This window comes from Arthrobacter sp. AFG7.2 (genome assembly GCF_002892835.1).
Taxonomy (GTDB): domain Bacteria; phylum Actinomycetota; class Actinomycetes; order Actinomycetales; family Micrococcaceae; genus Arthrobacter.
Genome location: NZ_PJMB01000001.1, coordinates 137,101 through 155,651 on the forward strand (window position 1 = coordinate 137,101; position 18,551 = coordinate 155,651).

Consider the following 18,551-nt stretch of genomic DNA (forward strand, 5'->3'; position numbering starts at 1 on the left):
CCATCGCTTTAACCTCTGCGTTCACAGACGGGCAAGGCACGCCGCGGCCGCGCGCCGGCAATCACTTAACCAGGTTGCGTACCAGCCGGGCACCCTGCGGCAGCGAAAGCCCGGGGAGGTAGGCGCGGGTCAGGGCACGGCCAATGGCCGGCAGGTGCAACGGGTCCTGGTAGTACAGGTAAAGCGCCCGGTACTCGGGCTTGAACCTGGACTTGAACGCCGCCAGGGACCTGAATCCGTAGACAGGTTCGAGGGCATGCCCCACCAGGTCCAGGATCTTCACCAGGTTCTCCGGTCCTGACCGGTCAGCATCCCCGCCATCCTGGTCTTCACCCGCCATTCCATGCGTCTGGCGTCCTGGCTGGTCGCCGGGCGCCCGCGCAAGCGGAGACCCGGACAGGGAAATGACCTCCACTGAGTCGCGCAACTCCAGCACCGCAGAAGCAATCAGGAACTCCATCACTCCTGGAAAGCCCTCGGCGCCCCGGCGCATGACGTCCAGCGTCCTGCTGACCAGCCTTCCGCCGTCGTACACCGGAAGCCAGCTGGTCACCCCGTGAACCGTTCCCTTGCCATCCACCGCCAGGCAGCACAGCACCTCCTCGTCCTCAAGCTCATCCACACCGCCCAGGGTGAAGCCCATCTCAGGGACGGATTTTCCTGCTGCCCATTCTTCGGAAACCTCGCTCAGTCTGGACTTCAGTGAGGCGGGCAGCGAGTGGTATGGCCCCCAGACGGCCTCCACTCCCAGCTTGGCGGCCCGGTTCAGCGCCGTCCTGACGTTCTGCCATTCCTTTCCCTTGAACTCGAGTTCACGCACCGGCAGGCGTGTTTCCTGGGCAACGGCAACCCGGGAAAACCCCCGCTCCTGCAGCGCAGGCCATACAGCGTCGTCGCACGAGTACAGCGCGGGTATCAGTGCATGGCCGGCGCAGTAGGCCAGGAAGTCCTCCGTGACGTGCTGCTGGTTTTCCGCGGGTCCGAAGGCGCCGCCGAGCGTCAGCGCAACACTCCCATGCTGCTGGAAGGCCATTCCACCCTTGCCGTCCCGGCTGAACCAATAGGTGTTGGGCTCCCACAGGGTCATCCAGGAGAGCGGACCGCCCCCTTGGCGCACGAGCCCCCGCGCCCTGTCCCTGTCCCTGGTACCGGAGTCAGTGCTGTGGGGCTTTCGCAGCAGTACCCACCACACCGCCGCCAGTGAAGTGATCCAGAAAACCGGTCCCGACACGGCAAAAAGCACGGCTTCCAGAACGTTGCGCTCAGCGAAAACCTGGTGATAGTGCTGCGGGATGGGAACCGGCACATATTGCCGGGCAAGCTCCGCAAGCAGGCCCAGCAGGCCCCCGTCGCGGGCAGGTCCGCCTGACCATAGCCACACCAGGGCATACGTGGCCGCGAGGGCAAGCCAGGATCCTCCAGCCACCAGGGCAAGCACCCGGCGGGCGGAGGGGGCCGTCTGCACCCGGAACTGCCGCCGGTTGAGCCAGAGGACCAACGCCAGCAGCAACGGCACCACCACAAGCGGAAGCCCGTGCACAAACGCTGAGCCCATGGGCGCCGGCTGCGGAACCAGGCCGCGCGAGGGAAGCAGTGCGAAGAGGGCCAGGTACACGGCAGCCAGCGCCGTGACGGCCAGGTGGACCGCTATGGCAATGTTCAGGGCAAGGCGCCGGCCGCGGCGCATGCCATCCGCGCAGATGAGCAGCAGAACCACGGGAACTACGGCCAAAGCAAGTCCGAATGGACCGGCGAAGCCCGCCTGGCCGGCTTCAAGGCAGGAGGCCTCCACTGTGGCGCCGCAGTCGAGCGCCAGCTGCCCGAGGGTGGGGACCGGGTTGAGGAGCACATCGCGCAGGAGGGCCAGCGGTCCTGTGGGAGCCCGGGTGATTCCCGTCAGGATGGGCCCGATGGCAAAAACGGCCACCGTGAGGGCCAGGAGGTTCCTGGTTTCGCGGCCCGTTGAGCGGTGCCGGTGCAGATGGCCCTCGTCCCCCTGGATCCACCATCCCGCCGCCAGCCCCAGCACTGCTCCCAGCAGTCCAATAACTGTTTCCGCGTGCCCCACATACAGGACCAGCAGGAGCGAAACGGAGAGCACTGCCGTCCGCAGCCGGCGCTGCCACAGCACCGGAAGGTGCGCGCTGGCTGCGAGCCCGGCCGTCAGCAGGGCGGCGTACGGCCCAATCAGGACATCGTCCGCCATCCGGTCCAGCCAGCCATCCCCCACGTATCCTGCAATCTGCGTCACCAGGAGGAACAGCGTAACGGCGGCGAACTGGCCGCAGAACAGGAGCGCCGCCGCCGCGCGCGTTCCCAGCCTGCGCTCGGCCAATCCCAGCAGAAGCACGATCATCAGGGCTGCCGCCGCATAGGCCAGCGGATTCGTGGCAAAGAACAGGCTGGTAAAAAGCGACCACCAGTTGCCGTTCCGCAGGCCGGGTCCACTGACCCCGGCGAACCCCAGCAGGTCCTGCGGAGGCCCTGCCGCAAAGCTCCCTGTTACTGCTCCCGCTGACAGGAAAACAGCGAGCACGGTCAACGTAAAGGGGCATGACTTCAGGGCTCCCCCCGCGTCCTTGAGGGCGGGCTTCATCACCGTGGACCAGGCCAGCGCAGCAGGCCGGACCTGCCTTTCGGAACTCACCCGGTCAACCCCCACCGTGCGGCGAGGAAGTCCAGGGCGTCGGCGATCCGCTTGGACGAGGTATCCCACGAATGCCCCGTGCCCTCCACCTCGTGGGCGTGCACCGTGAAGCCGGCAGCCTTTGCTGCTGCTGCCACGGTTCGCAGATACGCGACGAACTCGGGGTCGTCCTGCCCGGCGGTGAGGTACAGTCCACTGCCGTCGAAGCGCTCCTGCTCCATCATGACAAGGGGGGTCTGCCGGATGAAGGCCTCAGGGTCCCCCGGGAACGATGCCTCGATGGTTTTATCGCGTTCCTTGGCAATCGCCGGTTCCGCTTCCCCGGAAAAGGACAGGGCCGCGGGGAACAGGTGCGGGTGCCTGGTTGCCATTTGCAGGGCACACGTGCCGCCAAAGGAGAATCCGCCGGCTGCCCAGCTGCTGTGGTCGGTGTCGACGGCGAGGGTGGACTTGATCCATTGCGGGACGTCCCGGGAAAGATAGGTATCCGCACGGGCGATCCTGCTGTCCATGCACATGGTGTTTGCGGACTGCGATCCGTTGGGATCAGGCACCACCACAACGGGCGCCACTCCCCGGTGCGATGCAGCGAAGGAGTCCATATGTGACTGCAGGGATCCCCCGGTCAGCCAGTCCGCGGGGCCCCCTGGCTGTCCCGCCATCAGCATCAGCACCGGCAGGGCCGGACGGTTTGCGGCGAAGTAGGCGGGCGGGAGGTAAATGTAGGCTTCCCGGGCGTCCATTCCGGATGCCCCGCCCGGAATGACGGACTTTCGGAGCACTCCCCCGGACGGGATCTCCCCTTGCGGTGTCCATCCCTGGAGGGCGGCGCCGTCTGGCTCCCCTGGCTGCCGCATCAGCTCCTGCTCCAGCGCAGGGATCCGTGCTACGGCAGTGCCAAAGAGGTCACTGACCGTGCGGTTGAGGCCGAAGTAGGCGTTGATCTGCACTGCCGAGAGGGCGGCAACCAGAAGGACCGCCGCGAGGCCGGTGGCACGGCTGCGCCAGCCGCTGCGCGGCACCCGCAGGAGGAGAAGGAAGGTGGCGGCCACTCCGGGAACAACCCAGAGCAGCACGGTATCCGGAATGTTTTCGGGGAAAAGGGAGAAGACGTTGATGAGGGCCCAGTGGACAGTCCACACGACGGCGAACGCCGCAGCCGCTGCTGCCAACAGCTGGAACAGCCAGCGCCTCGGGCCGGTACGGGAAGGGCGCGCCAGGAGATAGGCTGCGCCCGCCACGCCCAGGACGAGGGAAACCCAGTACAACGGCCCGTCCATCAGCCGGACGTCGAAAAGCCAGTCCACGTTGGGCTAGCGCCAGGTGCCTACGCCGATGACCGGTCCGGCCTCCAGCCAGGAGGAAAGGCCTGTGTAGGCGTCAAACTTCATGGCAAGGCGGAGGTCCTTGCCTTCATACCGCAGTTCAACAATGACGACGTCGGGTTGGACTTTGACGGCCTCGGCCTCAGTGGGCTTTCGGCGGCCAAGCAGTTCCAGGGAATGCCGCTTGAACTTGTGCTTGGGACGGACGCTTAAAGACAGCAGGCGGAACCACTCAAGGTCGTTGTCCTGATAACGACAAACCCCCATCTGCCAGCTGTTTCCAGCCATGCAAATGGAGGCGTCCACCGTGCCGAGGGCACGCCGCAGATTGAAGCGGCGCACCCCCGAAAGGCACAGTGCAAAAACCAGCAATCCAAAGGCGATTGCCATGGCGATGAACGGAATACTTGGTGCGTCCATCAAAGTGATGCTAGCGGATCCCAGCGGTAGCCGAGCCGCCCAGCTGGGCGTTGTCAGCAACAATGACCACGCGGTTGTTGTCCACGGAGAAGAATCCGCCGTCAACGTCTACCGCAATACGGTCTCCCGAAACCGGCTGGATCGCCAGTTCACCTTCGGCCAGGATCGCCAGCAGGGGCGAGTGGCCGGGCAGGATTCCGATTTCACCATCGCTGGTGCGGGCCTTGACCATCTTGGCCGCTCCGGACCACACAAAGTGGTCCGCTGCGACAATCTCAACCTCAAGCTCAGCCATATTACTTGGTCTGTTCCTGGATCTTGGCCCACTGGCGCTCAACGTCATCCAGGCCGCCGACGTTGAAGAACGCCTGCTCTGCAATGTGGTCGAGGTCGCCGTCGCAGATGGCGGTGAAGCCTTCGACGGTGTCCTTGATGGAAACCGTGGAGCCCTCCACGCCGGTGAACTGCTTGGCGGTGTAGGTGTTCTGCGAAAGGAACTGCTGGATACGGCGTGCACGCGACACGACGATCTTGTCCTCTTCGGAAAGTTCATCGACACCGAGGATGGCGATGATGTCCTGGAGTTCCTTGTTCTTCTGCAGGATCTGCTTCACGCGGACAGCCGTGTTGTAGTGGTCCTTGCCGATGTACTGGGGATCCAGGATGCGGGAGGTCGAGGTCAGCGGGTCAACAGCCGGGTACAGACCGCGGGATGCGATTTCACGGGACAGTTCCGTGGTCGCGTCGAGGTGTGCGAAGGTGGTTGCCGGCGCCGGGTCGGTGTAGTCATCCGCGGGAACGTAGATGGCCTGCATCGAGGTGATGGAGTGACCCTTGGTGGAGGTAATGCGCTCCTGCAGGAGGCCCATCTCGTCAGCCAGGTTCGGCTGGTAGCCCACAGCGGAAGGCATGCGGCCGAGAAGGGTGGAAACCTCGGAACCTGCCTGTGTGAAGCGGAAGATGTTGTCGATGAAGAGCAGCACGTCCTGGTTCTGCACATCGCGGAAGTACTCTGCCATGGTCAGGGCGGACAGGGCCACGCGAAGGCGCGTTCCCGGCGGCTCATCCATCTGGCCGAAGACAAGGGCCGTGTCCTTGAGGACGCCTGCCTCTTCCATTTCAACCCAGAGGTCGTTGCCTTCACGGGTGCGCTCGCCCACACCGGCGAATACCGAGGTACCACCGAAGTTGCGGGCAACACGGGTGATCATTTCCTGGATCAGAACGGTCTTGCCCACGCCGGCACCGCCGAACAGGCCGATCTTTCCACCCTTGATGTACGGGGTGAGGAGGTCGATGACCTTGATGCCGGTTTCCAGCATCTCGGTGGAACCTTCGAGCGAGGCGAAGCTCGGGGCCTTGCGGTGGATCGGCCAGCGTTCGCTGATGTTCAGTTCCGACTCTTCAACGTCCAGGGGCTGGCCCAGGACGTTGAAGATGTGGCCCTTGACTCCGTCGCCAACGGGGACGGAAATCGGGGCGCCGCTGTCCACGACAGACGTGCCGCGGACGAGTCCGTCGGTGGCCTGCAGGGAGATGGCGCGGACGAGGTTGTCACCCAGGTGCTGGGAGGTCTCGAACGTGATGGTCTTGGTTACACCGTTGAGAGTAATCTCGGTGGTGAGGGCGTTGTAGATGGACGGGATTGCGTCGGCCGGGAATTCGACGTCGACAACCGGGCCGATTACGCGCGCAATGCGGCCGGTAGCACCGGACGTTGCGGCTACGTGTTCGGTAGCAGTGGCAGTCATCTCTCTCACTTCACTCAGTAGATGGCGTGGGTTTAAGTTTATCTGTGGTGGTGCAGGTCCAGCGGTATCCGGGGCTGGGGCAGGCTAGGACGCAAGGGCGTCGGCGCCGGCCACAATCTCGGAAAGCTCCTGCGTAATTTCAGCCTGGCGGGCCGTGTTGCGCAGACGCGTGTACTTCTTGATGAGGTCCGTGGCGTTGTCGCCGGCGGACTTCATTGCCCGCTGGCGTGCAGCAAGCTCAGAAGCTGCTGCCTGCAGCATGGCCGCGAAGATGCGGGACTCGATGTAGCGCGGCAGCAGAGCGTCGAGAACGCGCTCGGTTTCCGGCTCGAACTCGTACAGCGGCAGCAGGTCCGACTCGGAAGCGGCCTGTTCTTCCACTACCTCCAGGGGAAGCAGGCGGATGACAGTGGGCTCCTGGGTAACCATGGACTTGAAGCGGGTGTAAACCACGTGGATCTCGTCCACGCCGCCGTCTTCGTAGTCGGTAGCGAACTCGGCCAGCAGTGCTTCGCCGATTTCGCGAGCGGTAGTGAACTCAGGCGCATCCGTCCCTCCGGTCCAGACCCGCGCATATTCACGGTTCCGGAAGTCGAAGTAGGCCTGGGCCTTACGTCCTACGACGTAAGTCTTGACTTCCTTGCCTTCTTCGTGGAGCAGCTCGATGAGACCTTCCGCCTGCTTGAGCACACTCGCCGAGTACGATCCAGCCAGGCCACGGTCCGCGGTAATTACCAGGACGGCGGCACGGCGGATCTGCTCCGGCTCAGTGGTCAGCGGGTGGTCGATTTCGCTTTGGCTTGCGACAGCAGAAACGGCGCGCGTGATCGCGTTCGCGTAAGGCAGTGAAGCTGCTACGCGCGCACGGGCCTTGCCGATGCGCGAGGTAGCGATCAGTTCCATCGCCTTGAAGATCTTGCGCATCGACGTGGTCGAGCTGATCTTCTGGCGGTAGACCCGGATCTGGGCTCCCATACTTATCCTTTCCTAGCGTTCCGTAGGCCGGGTGTGCCGGGTCCTGTGGACCCGGCACACCCGATCAGTGGAACTAGCGCTTCTGCTTGACGATCTTTTCCTGGTCAACCTGGCCCTCGTCGATGGCGGCATACTCCTCATGCCCCGCACCCACCAGGTGGTTGTCACCCTCACCGAAGAAGCCCTTCTTGAAGTCGACAATGGCCGACTTCAGGGCCGCTGCGGTGTCATCGTCCAGGACGTTGGTTTGAGCCAGCGTCGTCAGGATCGAGGACTTGTGCGTCAGGTGCTCCAGGAACTCGGACTCGAAGCGGCTGATGTCCTCAACCGGAACGTCGTCCAGGTAGCCGTTGGTGCCGGCCCAGATGGAGACAACCTGGTTCTCGACCGGGAACGGCGAGTACTGGCCCTGCTTGAGCAGTTCCATCAGGCGGGCGCCACGGGTCAGCTGCTGGCGCGATGCCGCGTCCAGGTCCGAGGCGAACATGGCGAATGCCTGCATGTCGCGGTACTGGGCAAGGTCCAGCTTCAACGTGCCGGAGACCTTCTTCATGGACTTCACCTGTGCGGCGCCGCCCACGCGGGAGACGGAGACACCCACGTCAACAGCGGGGCGCTGGTTGGCGTTGAAGAGGTCCGACTGGAGGAAGATCTGGCCATCGGTGATGGAGATGACGTTGGTCGGGATGTAGGCGGACACGTCATTCGCCTTCGTCTCGATCAGCGGCAGGCCGGTCATGGAACCCGCGCCCAGCTCGTCAGAGAGCTTTGCACAACGCTCCAGCAGGCGGGAGTGCAGGTAGAACACATCGCCCGGGTAGGCTTCGCGTCCCGGCGGACGGCGGAGCAGCAGCGACACTGCACGGTAGGCCTCAGCCTGCTTGGACAGGTCATCAAACACGATGAGGACGTGCTTGCCGCCGTACATCCAGTGCTGGCCGATGGCCGAACCGGCGTACGGTGCCAGGTACTTGAAGCCTGCGGGGTCAGAAGCCGGAGACGCCACGATGGTGGTGTACTCCAGCGCGCCGTTATCCTCGAGGGTCTGGCGGATGGCGGCAATGGTGGACGCCTTCTGCCCGATTGCCACGTAGATGCAGCGGACCTGCTTGGTGACATCGCCGGAAGCCCAGTTGGCCTTCTGGTTGATGATGGTGTCGATAGCAATGGCGGACTTGCCGGTCTGGCGGTCGCCAATGATGAGCTGGCGCTGGCCGCGGCCGATCGGGATCATGGCGTCGATGGCCTTGAGTCCGGTCTGCATCGGTTCGTGCACCGACTTGCGCTGGGTCACGCCGGGAGCCTGGAGCTCCAGCGCGCGGGTGGTCTCGGCCTTGATCTCGCCGAGGTCATCAATGGGAACGCCCAGCGGGTCAACTACGCGGCCGAGGAAGGCATCGCCCACGGGAACGGACAGAACCTGTCCGGTGCGGTGGACTTCCTGGCCTTCTTCGATTCCGGTGAAGTCACCGAGGATGATGACGCCGATCTCGCGGACGTCGAGGTTCTGGGCCAGGCCCAGCGTGCCGTCCTCGAAGCGAAGCAGCTCGTTCGCCATGACCGAGGGAAGGCCCTCAACACGGGCGATGCCGTCACTAGCGGTGGTTACGCGGCCGACCTCTACGCGCTCTGCGTTTCCGGGTTCGTAGGACGCCGCGAACTCGTTCAGCGCATTACGGACGTCGTCGGCGTTGATGGTCAATTCGGCCATCTGCAGTCCCTGCTCTCCTGTTTTTGTGATCACCGTTGTTCACGATGACCGGGGTTTCTATCAGTTTGGTTGTGCTTGTCCGGCTAGCCGGCCAGCTGGCGCTGCAATTGGCCCAGCCTGGTGAGGACCGAAGCGTCGAGCACTTCGTCACCGACCTGGACCCGGATGCCGCCAATGAGTGCCGGGTCAACATTAACGTTGACCTTCAATTCCCGTCCGTACAGTGCATTCAAGCCCGCCTGGAGGCGTTCAAGCTGCGTCTGCGTCAGGGGACGGGTCACACTGACCGTTGCAATCCAGCGCTGCTGCCGCTTGGCCGCCAGCTCAGCGAACCGCTGCACCAGCCGGGTGGGCTTGATGCCGCGGGGCTGGGTGACGGCTTGCCGAATGAGGACTTTTGCTTCCTCACTTGCGGCGGGAACCAGCCTTTCAGCCAATGCGATCTTGGCTGCAGCGCCGGCCTGTGGTTCGGACAGAGCACGTTGTACCTCATGGCTGGAGGCAACAGCCTGGTTGAAGGAGAACAAATCGTTCTCCAGCTCTTCCAGGCCAGTGATTCCGGAGGCAGAAACGGCCGACTTGTTTTCAGCAACGGAAATGACCACCGTTGCGGCAAGAGTCTCGAGTGCATCGCCGATATCACGGGCAGTTGCCCAGCGTGAGCTGGCCAGTCCGCCTGCGATCTCTGCAGCATCAGCGGAGACTTTTCCGCCAACCAGCTGCTTGACCAGCGCCGACTTTTCGTCACCGTTGCGGGACGGGTCAGTCAGGGCGCGGCGCAAGCCAGCCGAGCTGTCCACCATTCCCAGAATTCCGAAGAGTTCCTTTGCCAGCTGCAGCGACGCGGTCGGAAGCTTTGCTTCCAACTCTGCCAGGGCTGTTGCCAGCGATTCGCTCGATACGCCTGCCATTATTTAGCTGCACCTGCGTTCTGGGTCTCCAGATCTGCCAGGAAGCGGTCCACGACCCGTGCTGCGCGCTCATCGTCGTTGAGCGATTCGCCAACGATGCGGCCGGCAAGGGTGGTGGCCAGGGTGCCGACCTCAGAGCGCAGGGACACAACGGCCGCCTGACGCTCGGATTCGATCTGTGCGTGTGCCTGCGCCGTGATACGGGCAGACTCTGCACCAGCCTTTTCCTTCAGATCCGCGAGGATCTGCGCACCTTCGGCGCGGGCTTCCTCACGGATGCGGTTGGCTTCGGCGCGGGCGTCGGTCAGCTGCTGCTTGTACTCTTCGAGTGCAGCAGACGCCTCAGCCTGGGCCTTTTCAGCCTTTGCAATGCCGCCTTCGATAGCCTCGGCGCGCTCAGCGAAGGTCTTCTCGAACATCGGGACAACGAACTTGACCACGATGAACATGAGGATGGCAAAGCCCACGAGGACAACGCCCATTTCCCAGACATTGGGAACCAGGGGGTTGACTTCGCCCTCAGTGGCGGCTGAGATGATCAGCTGATTCATATTTCACCCGTCCTTTTCTACTCGGTTCTGAATGTTCGCTAAGTTCCGAAAGGACTAGCTAAGAACGAAGGCGAAGACGAGACCCAGGATGGCGAGGGCTTCAGTCAGCGCAAGGCCGAGGAATGCGATCGGCTGCAGCACGCGCTGTGCTTCCGGCTGGCGTGCGACGCCGTTGATGTAAGCAGCGAATACGAGACCCACACCGATACCACCGCCGATGGCCGAGAGACCGTAGCCGATGAGGTTGAGGGAGCCGTTAATGGTGCCTTCCATTTTTCTTCCTTTCAAGATGCCACCCATGTGGCAGGTTGTTTGGGTTGCTATCATCCCCGCGAGGGGAAGCTTAAGGGTGCCTAGTGGCTGTCGGCGTGGATTGCGCCTTCAATGTAGATCGCGGTCAGCAGGGTAAAGACGTAAGCCTGCAGGACCATGATCAGGGCTTCAAGCATGTACATGGCGATGGCGCCTGCAAGGACCAGCAGAGAGGTTCCCTTGAGCAGGATGTTCTCCTGCATGATGAGGAACTCAATGCCGTAGCCGGCGATCATCACGATGAGGTGTCCTGCCAGCATGGTGGCGAACAGACGGAGGCTGTGCGTGACCGGGCGGACAATGAAGTTGGAAATGATCTCGATCGGTATGACGATCGGCAGGATGTACCAGGGAACACCCGACGGCACAGTGGCGAGCTTGAAGTAGCGGAGGCCGTTCTTCTTGACGCCGATGGCGATCCAGGTGAAGTAGACGATGCCTGCCAGCACATACGCGCCGCCCACATGCGAGAAGGTGGGGAGCTGGAAGAACGGGATGGCCCCGTAGATGTTGTTCACCAGGATGAAGAAGAAGAGGCTGAACAGCAGCGGGACGTACTTGATGAAGTCCCTGCCGCCGATGATGTCCTTGGCGATTCCGTTGCGGACGAAGCCATAGGCGGCCTCGCCGGCGAACTGGAGCTTACCGGGTACCAGCTGCTGCTTGCGTGCGGCGAGCACGAAGAAGGCGGCGATAAAGACGACAGAGAGGAGGACCAGCAGCATCTGCTTGGAGAATCCTTCTGCGGCACCCCACGGCAGGATTGCCGGCAAATGCATTTCGTTAATACCAGGAGGAGTAAACTCTCCTGAATCTTGGGCCGGGAGCGCAAGCGCGATCAACGCGTTTCCTCTCTGCAGTGTCCATCATTGGGCGTTGGGCGGGGACCGGCAGCCTGAAGGCCTGCTGTTCCCCCTGTGAAATTATTTGGCATTAGTGTCGCCGTCCTGGGACGGCCCGCTGGAAGCATGGCGCTCCCCAGCATTTTGTCGAGAACTCGTAAGGCCATGCATGTGGGAAAGGTAAAAACCTCCGACGGCTCCAAGCAGAGCGCCTGCGAGCACAATCCAGCGCGTTCCCCACACGTAATCCAGTCCCCACCCTATCAAACTCCAGACGATGATTCCGCCAATGATGTAGCTGAATACGGCCATGCCGGCGTTGTATCCGCCGCTGGTTCCGTCTCTTGATACACCGGGGGCAGAACCGTTCGATCCGCCATCGCCGTCGCGGCCTGAGGTGGGCTTCTTCGGATCACGCATCGGGGTTTTCCTTGTTTTCTGGATCGTTGTAGATCTGAAGGCGCACTTTGCTGAAACCGAAGATTTCTGCAGCTTGCCACAGCACTACGGCGGTCACTGCGCCGGCAACAAACCAGCGCGCATGCAACCACTGCGGAGCGCCGACCAGGAACATAACGACGGCGAAGCCGACCACCTTGACGACGTAGGTTGCCACGAACATGCCGATGGCCCCGGAGGGATTGTTGCGGCCCACAAAGTGTCCTACGAGGAGGCTGATTCCGAAGAACAGCATCACCAGCAGCGCACCTGAAGTGCTGGAAACGGCCGCCGCCACATCATCGAGAAGCAGGGCCGCACCGGCGCACAGCACTGTTCCCCCGGCCGCCGCAGCCGAACTGATCTTGAGCAGATGAAGCCAGACGGACCGCGTGGGGCCGGATGCGCCAACGCGTCCGTTGCCGGACGCGGGTCCGGACTCGGCGTTGGAGGTCATTCGATCCCAATCGTCGGCACCCAGGGCTTAACACCGCGGGCTGTGTGGAGGGGCAGCTTTGGCTGCCCCTAAATTCTACACGAGATAGAAATATTTCTGCGCGGGTGTTACGCCCGGATCTCTACTCCCCGGCGGGCAAGGTACGGCCAGGCAGTGATGAGCCCCATGACCAGCGTGGCAAAGAGGTCTGCGGACAGCACGATCTGCCACGGGAAGATGGCGAAGGCCAGTCCGCCGAAGGAAAGGATGCCGGTCCAGAGGTACATCAGGATGACTGCTGTGCGGTGCGAGTAGCCGATGTCGAGCAGCTTGTGGTGCAGGTGGCCACGGTCCGCGGACCAGGGCGAGCGGCCGCGGGCGGTCCGGCGCACCACCGCCAGTCCGAGGTCCAGCAGCGGCAGGAAGAGGACAGCGAATGGAAGCAGGATGGGAATCACCGTGGAAATACCGTTGACCCGGTCATACAGGCCGGACGTGATCTGTCCCGTGGACACAACACCGGCGGAGGCCATCAGCAGCCCAATGAGCATGGCGCCGGAATCGCCCATGAAGATTTTGGACGGAAACCAGTTATGCGGCAGGAACCCGAGGCAACTACCCACCAGAACCGCCGTGATAAGGGTCGCCAGGTCCGAATAGTCCAGCAGGACGGCATTGCGGTGCACCCAGTAAGCGGTGAAGAAGAAGGCGGTGCCGCCAATGATGGCAACTCCGGCAGCAAGGCCGTCCAACCCGTCAATGAAGTTAAAGGCGTTCATCGTGGTGACGATCAGACCGGCCGTTAACAGCACCCTCACCGTTTCGTTCTCAAGGTAGAAGGGTTCAGGGACCCAGGGAACGACTGTCATCTGGACGCCCCAGATGGCAACGGTCAGGCCTGCAATACTCTGGCCGATCAGCTTCACCCACCAGCGGATGTCCAACAGGTCATCGGCGACCCCCACCAGGACGATGACAGCAGCGCCCGCGAGGACGCCCCACGGCGAAAAGTTGTTCCGGTAGATGTCCTTGACAAAGAAGGATTGGCTCGCCACGATGAGCGCCACCATCACGCCAAAAAAGATTGCCACACCGCCAAGCCGCGAGACAGGAATGGAGTGCATGTCGCGGCTGCGGATGGGCAGGTGCAGCTCGAGCCGGTGACCGATAATCCGGGCGCCCCAGGTTGCCGCATAGGACACGACGGCAGCCGTGAGGCCCATCAGCAGGTACATGATCATGGGGCGGAAACCTTTTCAGGCGGGACACTGACGCCTGGCAACCCTGATGTGGGACGGTCCAACATTGAGGGGCTCACTGGCCGGGAATCTGTTCTTTGATAAATGAAACTTCTCCGTCGCCGAGCGCGCAGCAGACAGTACGTTTTCTCTTGGACGCAGTGCCTTACAGGGCTGTATTACAGTGGACTCTAGTCAAAGATACTAGCGCCAACAGCTTCATGGCTTCGCGCCACACGGGCGCAGTGCGAGCGGGGACCTCCCTGTCAGCCATGCTGAAAGGACCCCCATGACCCCCCGCATAGCCGTTGCGGCCGTGACCTTCGACCGGCCGGAAGACCTCGGCGTCCTGCTGGCTTCCATCAACTCCCAAACGGCGCAGGTGGACACCATCTGCCTTGTGGACAGCGGCAAAACCGCTGCCCTTGATGTGGCAGAAAAGCATCCGAACGTCGACTACATCCGTTCGGAGGCGAACCTCGGCGGTGCGGGCGGGTTCGCCCTGGCGGCGCTTAAGGCCGTCGCCAGCGGTGCCACGTGGATCTGGATGATGGACGACGACGCCGTGCCGGCCGATCCGGAATGTCTTGCCACGCTGCTGCGGGAGGCTGAGGCACGCGACCTCGAGGCGGTGGTCCCCTTGGTGACAGCGCCGGGCCAGCCCGACCGGCTTTCCTTCTTTTTCCGCCTGGACGGCAAGGTCACGCACAGCCGGGCCGAGGTGGAAAAGCTCGGCTTCCTTCCCCACGACGGCCACTTCTTCAATGGCGCGCTGATCCGTTCCGACGTTTTCTTCAAAGTGGGCCTGCCGGACATGCGGCTGTTTATCCGCGGCGACGAGGTGGACTTCACCATTCGGCTGCGCAAGGCAGGGATCAGGTTTGGCACCGTGACCACCACCGCGATCACGCATCCGCATGCATTTTCGGAAACCCAGCACGTGTTTGGCGCAGGCTGGCACGTGATCGTCCCGGAATCGGCGTTCAAGCGCTATTACTATTACCGGAACCGCGGCTACCTGATCCGCAGGTATTTCCGGGTGAAGTCCCTCGTAGCCGACGTCGGCGGGTACCTGGGCTACTTCGCCCGGCGGCGGGACCTTCCCGGGTTCCTGGACTGGGCCCGGTCCTTCACCGCCGGCCTCCGCGGGAAGGGCTTCGCGCCTTTGGAAGACCAGAAGTTCTAGGAACTGCGCCTAAGCCGGCGGCCGGCCAGGAGCCACAACAGGACCCAGGGTTCCCCCAGAACGCGGTAGGCGACACGGCGCGGATGCAGCAGCAGCCGCCAGGCCCATTCCAATCCCATCCTGCCCAGCCAGCGGGGGGCGAGTTTCTGGAAGCCGGCAAGCTGTTCAATTGCTCCACCCACTGCGCAGTAAATTGCGGGCGGCATATCGCCAAGCCGCCGCTCCAGGACTTTCTCCTGCAACGGCATGCCCAACCCCACCAGGACAAGCTGCGGCTGCTGGCGGTGAAGCCACGCCACTGCCTGGTCTTCGAGGTCGTTGTTCCAGCCCTCACCGGGCATTCCCGCCACTTGGGCGCCGGGAACTATTGACTCCAGTTTCCTGACAGCTTCGGCATTGGCCTCCGCACCAGCGCCCAGCACGGCAATCCGCTCCAGTCCCTGTACCTGGCCCAGGGCCGGAAGCCAGTCGGTAGTACCCAGCCGGTAGTCCATGACCGGCCCTTCAGCCCTGCCGGTCCTCCCCCACAGCCAGAGCACGGGAGCACCGTCCAGCAGGACCACATCGCTGCGCTGGTAAAGGCTGCGGAAACCCTCGTCGGAGAGCGTCAGCGTGACACTGTGCAGGTTGTGGCCCAGGACAGTCCGGGTGGAACCTTCCTCGACAAAGCGGCTGAGTTCCGCCACAAGGTCCGGAACCCGAAGCGGCGTGGCATCGACCTCCAGCACGGGGATCCGCTGGCGGTCCAGGGCCATCAAGATTCAGAGTCCCGCATCGGCGCCGGCGTCGCAGCGGCTGCGGGATCAACCGCGGAGGATCCTGACGCAGACGGCGTAACGGAGGGTGCGGCTGCCTCCTCGGCTGCCGGACCCGTGACGGCAGCGGCCTCCGCGGCCGGAGCTGCTTCTGCCGGTGCTTCGTCCGTCGGATCCTCTTCCGCCATGGGGATCTCGCCGAGTCCCAGAACACCCGGCACATGTTGGCGGAGCTGGTCCAGGCTCACGGCACCGTTGCGTACCACCCGGAGGCGGGGGCCAGTGGCGTCGACAATCGTTGAGGGGACGGCGGTTTCGCCTTCCAGCGGCCGCGCGCCTCCTTCGAGGTAGACCTCGACAGAATCCGCCAGCTGTTCCCGCGCCGCTGCGGCCGTCTGTCCGGGTGCCTGGCCGGTGCGGTTGGCCGAGGAAACCGCCAACGGTCCCGTGAGAGTCAGCAGTTCCTGGGCGATGTCGTCGTCCGGCATGCGGAGGGCCACCGTGCCCTTGGTCTCGCCGAGATCCCAGTCCAGCGACGGCTGCGCGTGGAGGATCAGAGTCAGGCCGCCGGGCCAGAACGCTTCCGCCAGCCTGCGGGCGTCAGCGGATACGTCAGTGGCGAGGCCGTCAAGGGCGTTGATCCGCGGGATGAGTACGGGCGGCGGCATAGTGCGGCTGCGTCCCTTGGAAGCCAGGAGCATGGTTACTGCGTGGGGGGAGAACGCGTCGGCGGCGATCCCGTAGACCGTGTCCGTGGGAAAGACCACGCACTTTTTCTCGCTGATGGCGCGCTGTGCGTGCTCGAGTCCCTTGGCACGCTCGTCGTCATTGGTGCAGTTATAGGTTGTGGTCACTCGCCTATCCTTTCATTCCGTCGGTCCGGATCTGCGAGCAGGGCGCTGGTTGCACGCTCCTTGCCGTTGAGGTCCAGGTGCGTTGTGATGCCGGTCCAGGTGCCTGTCCTGGCCAGCATGGCTGAAATCCATTGCGCCTGGACTTCCGCATGTTCCATCACGAAGTAGCCGCCGGGTCGAAGCAGCCGTGCTGCGGAGGCCGCGGCCGCCGTCGGAAGTTCCATGCCGTCCGCTCCACCGCCGTACAGCGCCTCCGGCGGGTCGTGCAGGGCGACTTCCGGCTCGTTGGGGATGGCTTCGGCGGGAATGTACGGCGGGTTGGACACCACGACGTCGAAGGTCGCGTTAAGCTCGGGCAGCGCGTCCCGCAGGTCCCCTAGGAAAAGGCGGACGCCCAACGGGGCGAGGTTCTTTTCGGCCCAGGCATGGGCGAAGGGGCTGAACTCCACTGCGTGCACTTCAGCTCCGGGCACCTCGTGGGCAATGGAGCCTGCGATGGCCCCGGACCCGGTCCCGAGGTCAACGATCCGCGGGCGGGGCATGTCCTTGACGTGGTCGATGACCAGTTGCGCCACGGATTCGGTCTCGGGGCGTGGTATAAAAACGCCAGGGCCCACAGCCAGGGTGAGATAGCGGAAATGCGCCACGCCCGTGATGTGCTGCAGCGGAACCCGGCCGGCGCGCTCTGCGACCAGCGCCTCATAGCCCTCCGGCGCAGGAGTGTCACCGAGCATCATGGCGCGCAAACGGCCGAGTCCGACGTTCAGCAGGTGGTCGGCAAGCAGTTCGGCGTCGACGCGCGGACTGGGGACGCCGGCATCACGAAGAATGGCGGTCGCCGCGCTGACGGCATCCGCGAGCGACTGGCCTGGCTCGAGTGTCATGTCTGGAACGTCCCCGGTCGGGATTAGTCGCCAATGGCGTCCAGGCGCGCCTGTTCGTCCATCTCGATGGCGGACTGGATGACCGGTTCGAGGTCGCCGTTCATTACCTGGTCCAGGTTGTAGGCCTTGTACCCGGTGCGGTGGTCCGCGATGCGGTTCTCCGGATAGTTGTAGGTCCGGATGCGCTCGGAACGGTCCATGGTGCGGATCTGCGATTTCCGCTGGGCCGAGTTCTCGGCGTCGATCTGCTCCTGCTGGTGCGCCAGGATGCGGGCGCGGAGTACGCGCATGCCTGCTTCGCGGTTCTGCAGCTGCGATTTCTCGTTCTGCATGGCCACCACGATGCCGGTGGGAAGGTGGGTGATACGCACGGCGGAGTCGGTGGTGTTCACGGACTGGCCGCCGGGGCCGGAGGACCGGTAGACGTCGATCTTGAGGTCGTTCTGGTTGATTTCGAGCTCTTCAGGCTCATCCACTTCAGGTAGGACCAGCACACCGGCCGCAGAGGTGTGGATGCGGCCCTGCGATTCCGTGACGGGAACCCGCTGGACACGGTGCACGCCACCTTCGAACTTGAGCCGCGCAAAAACGCCCTCGGCGGGATCGTTCGAGCTCCCCTTGACGGCAACCTGGACGTCCTTGTAGCCGCCAAGGTCAGATTCAGTGGCGGAGATGATTTCGGTCTTCCAGCCGCGCGATTCCGCGTAGCGGGTGTACATCCGCAGCAGGTCGGCAGCAAACAGGGCAGCCTCGTCGCCGCCTTCGCCGCCCTTGACCTCAAGGATCACGTTGCGGGCGTCGTCAGGATCGCGCGGTATGAGCAGGCGCCGAAGCTTGGCAGCCGCTACCTCAAGGGCAGCCTCCAGCTCAGGCACCTCAGCAGCAAACTCCGGATCCTCGTCAGCCATCTCCTTGGCAGCAGCAAGGTCATCCCGGATGCCTTCCCACTTGTGGTAGGCCTCAACAATGCCATTGAGCTGAGCCGAACGCCGCCCCAGTTTCCGGGCAAGCCGCTGGTCAGCATAAACAGCAGGATCCCCCAACTGCGCCTGGATAGCATCATGCTCATCAAGCAGGCCCTGTACGGACTCAAACATCTATAAACCTCTTTCGACTTGTACAAGTCTAGTAACAAACAAAGACGGGACCGCGGCTGGTGACTTAACGACGAAGCCGCACGGATTTTTCCGCCCCGGGAGTGGCATCGGGCCTGCCGGAGCTGGGAGGCTAACGATCGAAGATCGTCAGCCTCCCAGCGTAGGGGCGGGGGCGGAAAAATCCGTGCGGCGTCAGCACCGGGGGCAGCAGATCAGCC

19 protein-coding genes are annotated in these 18,551 nt (G+C 63.4%); 1 reads left to right on the top strand and 18 read right to left on the bottom strand.

The window, feature by feature from the left end; genetic code table 11:
* Positions 1-61: 61 nt before the first annotated feature.
* The 14 genes from CXX84_RS00650 to CXX84_RS00715 all read right to left on the bottom strand — a co-directional run bounded on the left by CXX84_RS00650 (position 62) and on the right by CXX84_RS00715 (position 13,560).
* Entirely contained in the window at positions 62-2,596 is a 2,535-nt protein-coding gene (locus tag CXX84_RS00650) for a bifunctional lysylphosphatidylglycerol flippase/synthetase MprF (RefSeq protein ID WP_102975325.1), read from the bottom strand.
* A 47-nt stretch (positions 2,597-2,643) separates the two neighbouring features.
* Complete coding sequence (locus tag CXX84_RS00655) at positions 2,644-3,954, bottom strand: alpha/beta hydrolase (RefSeq protein ID WP_102974810.1); 1,311 nt, start codon at positions 3,952-3,954, stop codon at positions 2,644-2,646.
* Between the two features lie 6 nt (positions 3,955-3,960).
* Positions 3,961-4,392 carry a DUF2550 domain-containing protein gene (locus CXX84_RS00660; RefSeq protein WP_102974811.1) on the bottom strand — a complete coding sequence of 144 codons (432 nt, stop codon included), beginning with the start codon at positions 4,390-4,392 and terminating at the stop codon, positions 3,961-3,963.
* A 10-nt stretch (positions 4,393-4,402) separates the two neighbouring features.
* The gene (locus CXX84_RS00665) at positions 4,403-4,687 is read right to left on the bottom strand and encodes a F0F1 ATP synthase subunit epsilon (RefSeq protein WP_018760117.1); all 285 of its coding nucleotides are present in this window, start codon (positions 4,685-4,687) and stop codon (positions 4,403-4,405) included.
* Position 4,688: 1 nt separating this feature from the next.
* Positions 4,689-6,143 carry a F0F1 ATP synthase subunit beta gene (gene atpD, locus CXX84_RS00670; protein ID WP_102974812.1) on the bottom strand — a complete coding sequence of 485 codons (1,455 nt, stop codon included), beginning with the start codon at positions 6,141-6,143 and terminating at the stop codon, positions 4,689-4,691.
* 84 nt (positions 6,144-6,227) lie between these two features.
* Positions 6,228-7,118 carry a F0F1 ATP synthase subunit gamma gene (locus CXX84_RS00675; protein ID WP_102974813.1) on the bottom strand — a complete coding sequence of 297 codons (891 nt, stop codon included), beginning with the start codon at positions 7,116-7,118 and terminating at the stop codon, positions 6,228-6,230.
* 73 nt (positions 7,119-7,191) lie between these two features.
* The gene (gene atpA, locus CXX84_RS00680; RefSeq protein WP_102974814.1) at positions 7,192-8,829 is read right to left on the bottom strand and encodes a F0F1 ATP synthase subunit alpha; all 1,638 of its coding nucleotides are present in this window, start codon (positions 8,827-8,829) and stop codon (positions 7,192-7,194) included.
* 83 nt (positions 8,830-8,912) lie between these two features.
* Positions 8,913-9,740 (bottom strand): F0F1 ATP synthase subunit delta, encoded by an 828-nt coding sequence (locus CXX84_RS00685; protein ID WP_102974815.1) that lies wholly within the window; start codon positions 9,738-9,740, stop codon positions 8,913-8,915.
* Positions 9,740-10,291 carry a F0F1 ATP synthase subunit B gene (locus tag CXX84_RS00690; RefSeq protein WP_102974816.1) on the bottom strand — a complete coding sequence of 184 codons (552 nt, stop codon included), beginning with the start codon at positions 10,289-10,291 and terminating at the stop codon, positions 9,740-9,742. The genes CXX84_RS00685 and CXX84_RS00690 overlap by 1 nt, the downstream gene beginning before the upstream one ends.
* Positions 10,292-10,345: 54 nt before the next feature.
* The gene (gene atpE, locus CXX84_RS00695; RefSeq protein WP_011775261.1) at positions 10,346-10,564 is read right to left on the bottom strand and encodes an ATP synthase F0 subunit C; all 219 of its coding nucleotides are present in this window, start codon (positions 10,562-10,564) and stop codon (positions 10,346-10,348) included.
* Between the two features lie 80 nt (positions 10,565-10,644).
* A complete protein-coding gene (atpB, locus tag CXX84_RS00700) occupies positions 10,645-11,445 on the bottom strand; it encodes a F0F1 ATP synthase subunit A (RefSeq protein WP_102974817.1) in 801 nt (266 codons plus the stop codon).
* Between the two features lie 81 nt (positions 11,446-11,526).
* A complete protein-coding gene (locus CXX84_RS00705) occupies positions 11,527-11,865 on the bottom strand; it encodes a hypothetical protein (RefSeq protein ID WP_102974818.1) in 339 nt (112 codons plus the stop codon).
* Positions 11,858-12,340 (bottom strand): hypothetical protein, encoded by a 483-nt coding sequence (locus CXX84_RS00710; RefSeq protein ID WP_102974819.1) that lies wholly within the window; start codon positions 12,338-12,340, stop codon positions 11,858-11,860. Before CXX84_RS00710 ends, CXX84_RS00705 begins: the two co-directional genes overlap by 8 nt.
* Positions 12,341-12,447: 107 nt before the next feature.
* Positions 12,448-13,560, bottom strand: a complete 1,113-nt coding sequence (locus CXX84_RS00715) for an MraY family glycosyltransferase (protein ID WP_102974820.1) — start codon at positions 13,558-13,560, stop codon at positions 12,448-12,450.
* Between the two features lie 286 nt (positions 13,561-13,846).
* On the opposite strand from CXX84_RS00715, the gene CXX84_RS00720 reads away from it, so the two are divergent.
* Positions 13,847-14,743: a glycosyltransferase gene (locus CXX84_RS00720; protein WP_102974821.1), complete on the top strand. Its 897-nt coding sequence runs from the start codon at positions 13,847-13,849 to the stop codon at positions 14,741-14,743.
* On the opposite strand, the gene CXX84_RS00725 is transcribed toward CXX84_RS00720, so the two are convergent.
* From CXX84_RS00725 to prfA, 4 genes are read right to left on the bottom strand one after another with little or no spacing between them, the layout of a single operon-like run.
* Complete coding sequence (locus tag CXX84_RS00725; protein WP_102974822.1) at positions 14,740-15,498, bottom strand: WecB/TagA/CpsF family glycosyltransferase; 759 nt, start codon at positions 15,496-15,498, stop codon at positions 14,740-14,742. The two genes, CXX84_RS00720 and CXX84_RS00725, sit on opposite strands and share 4 nt — an antisense overlap.
* Positions 15,498-16,352 (bottom strand): L-threonylcarbamoyladenylate synthase, encoded by an 855-nt coding sequence (locus CXX84_RS00730; RefSeq protein ID WP_102974823.1) that lies wholly within the window; start codon positions 16,350-16,352, stop codon positions 15,498-15,500. The genes CXX84_RS00725 and CXX84_RS00730 overlap by 1 nt, the downstream gene beginning before the upstream one ends.
* A complete protein-coding gene (gene prmC / locus CXX84_RS00735; protein ID WP_102974824.1) occupies positions 16,349-17,236 on the bottom strand; it encodes a peptide chain release factor N(5)-glutamine methyltransferase in 888 nt (295 codons plus the stop codon). The genes CXX84_RS00730 and prmC overlap by 4 nt, the downstream gene beginning before the upstream one ends.
* A gap of 23 nt (positions 17,237-17,259) precedes the next feature.
* The gene (prfA, locus tag CXX84_RS00740) at positions 17,260-18,333 is read right to left on the bottom strand and encodes a peptide chain release factor 1 (protein WP_102974825.1); all 1,074 of its coding nucleotides are present in this window, start codon (positions 18,331-18,333) and stop codon (positions 17,260-17,262) included.
* Positions 18,334-18,551: the final 218 nt, after the last annotated feature.

Bases quoted from the DNA above. Each gene is read 5' to 3' on its own strand.
- CXX84_RS00650 (WP_102975325.1), bottom strand. From the start codon at position 2,596: ATGAAGCCCGCCCTCAAGGACGCGGGGGGAGCCCTGAAGTCATGCCCC.
- CXX84_RS00660 (WP_102974811.1), bottom strand. From the start codon at position 4,392: ATGGACGCACCAAGTATTCCGTTCATCGCCATGGCAATCGCCTTTGGA.
- CXX84_RS00665 (WP_018760117.1), bottom strand. From the start codon at position 4,687: ATGGCTGAGCTTGAGGTTGAGATTGTCGCAGCGGACCACTTTGTGTGG.
- atpD (WP_102974812.1), bottom strand. From the start codon at position 6,143: ATGACTGCCACTGCTACCGAACACGTAGCCGCAACGTCCGGTGCTACC.
- CXX84_RS00675 (WP_102974813.1), bottom strand. From the start codon at position 7,118: ATGGGAGCCCAGATCCGGGTCTACCGCCAGAAGATCAGCTCGACCACG.
- atpA (WP_102974814.1), bottom strand. From the start codon at position 8,829: ATGGCCGAATTGACCATCAACGCCGACGACGTCCGTAATGCGCTGAAC.
- CXX84_RS00685 (WP_102974815.1), bottom strand. From the start codon at position 9,740: ATGGCAGGCGTATCGAGCGAATCGCTGGCAACAGCCCTGGCAGAGTTG.
- CXX84_RS00690 (WP_102974816.1), bottom strand. From the start codon at position 10,291: ATGAATCAGCTGATCATCTCAGCCGCCACTGAGGGCGAAGTCAACCCC.
- atpE (WP_011775261.1), bottom strand. From the start codon at position 10,564: ATGGAAGGCACCATTAACGGCTCCCTCAACCTCATCGGCTACGGTCTC.
- CXX84_RS00705 (WP_102974818.1), bottom strand. From the start codon at position 11,865: ATGCGTGATCCGAAGAAGCCCACCTCAGGCCGCGACGGCGATGGCGGA.
- CXX84_RS00710 (WP_102974819.1), bottom strand. From the start codon at position 12,340: ATGACCTCCAACGCCGAGTCCGGACCCGCGTCCGGCAACGGACGCGTT.
- CXX84_RS00715 (WP_102974820.1), bottom strand. From the start codon at position 13,560: ATGATCATGTACCTGCTGATGGGCCTCACGGCTGCCGTCGTGTCCTAT.
- CXX84_RS00720 (WP_102974821.1), top strand. From the start codon at position 13,847: ATGACCCCCCGCATAGCCGTTGCGGCCGTGACCTTCGACCGGCCGGAA.
- CXX84_RS00725 (WP_102974822.1), bottom strand. From the start codon at position 15,498: ATGGCCCTGGACCGCCAGCGGATCCCCGTGCTGGAGGTCGATGCCACG.
- prmC (WP_102974824.1), bottom strand. From the start codon at position 17,236: ATGACACTCGAGCCAGGCCAGTCGCTCGCGGATGCCGTCAGCGCGGCG.
- prfA (WP_102974825.1), bottom strand. From the start codon at position 18,333: ATGTTTGAGTCCGTACAGGGCCTGCTTGATGAGCATGATGCTATCCAG.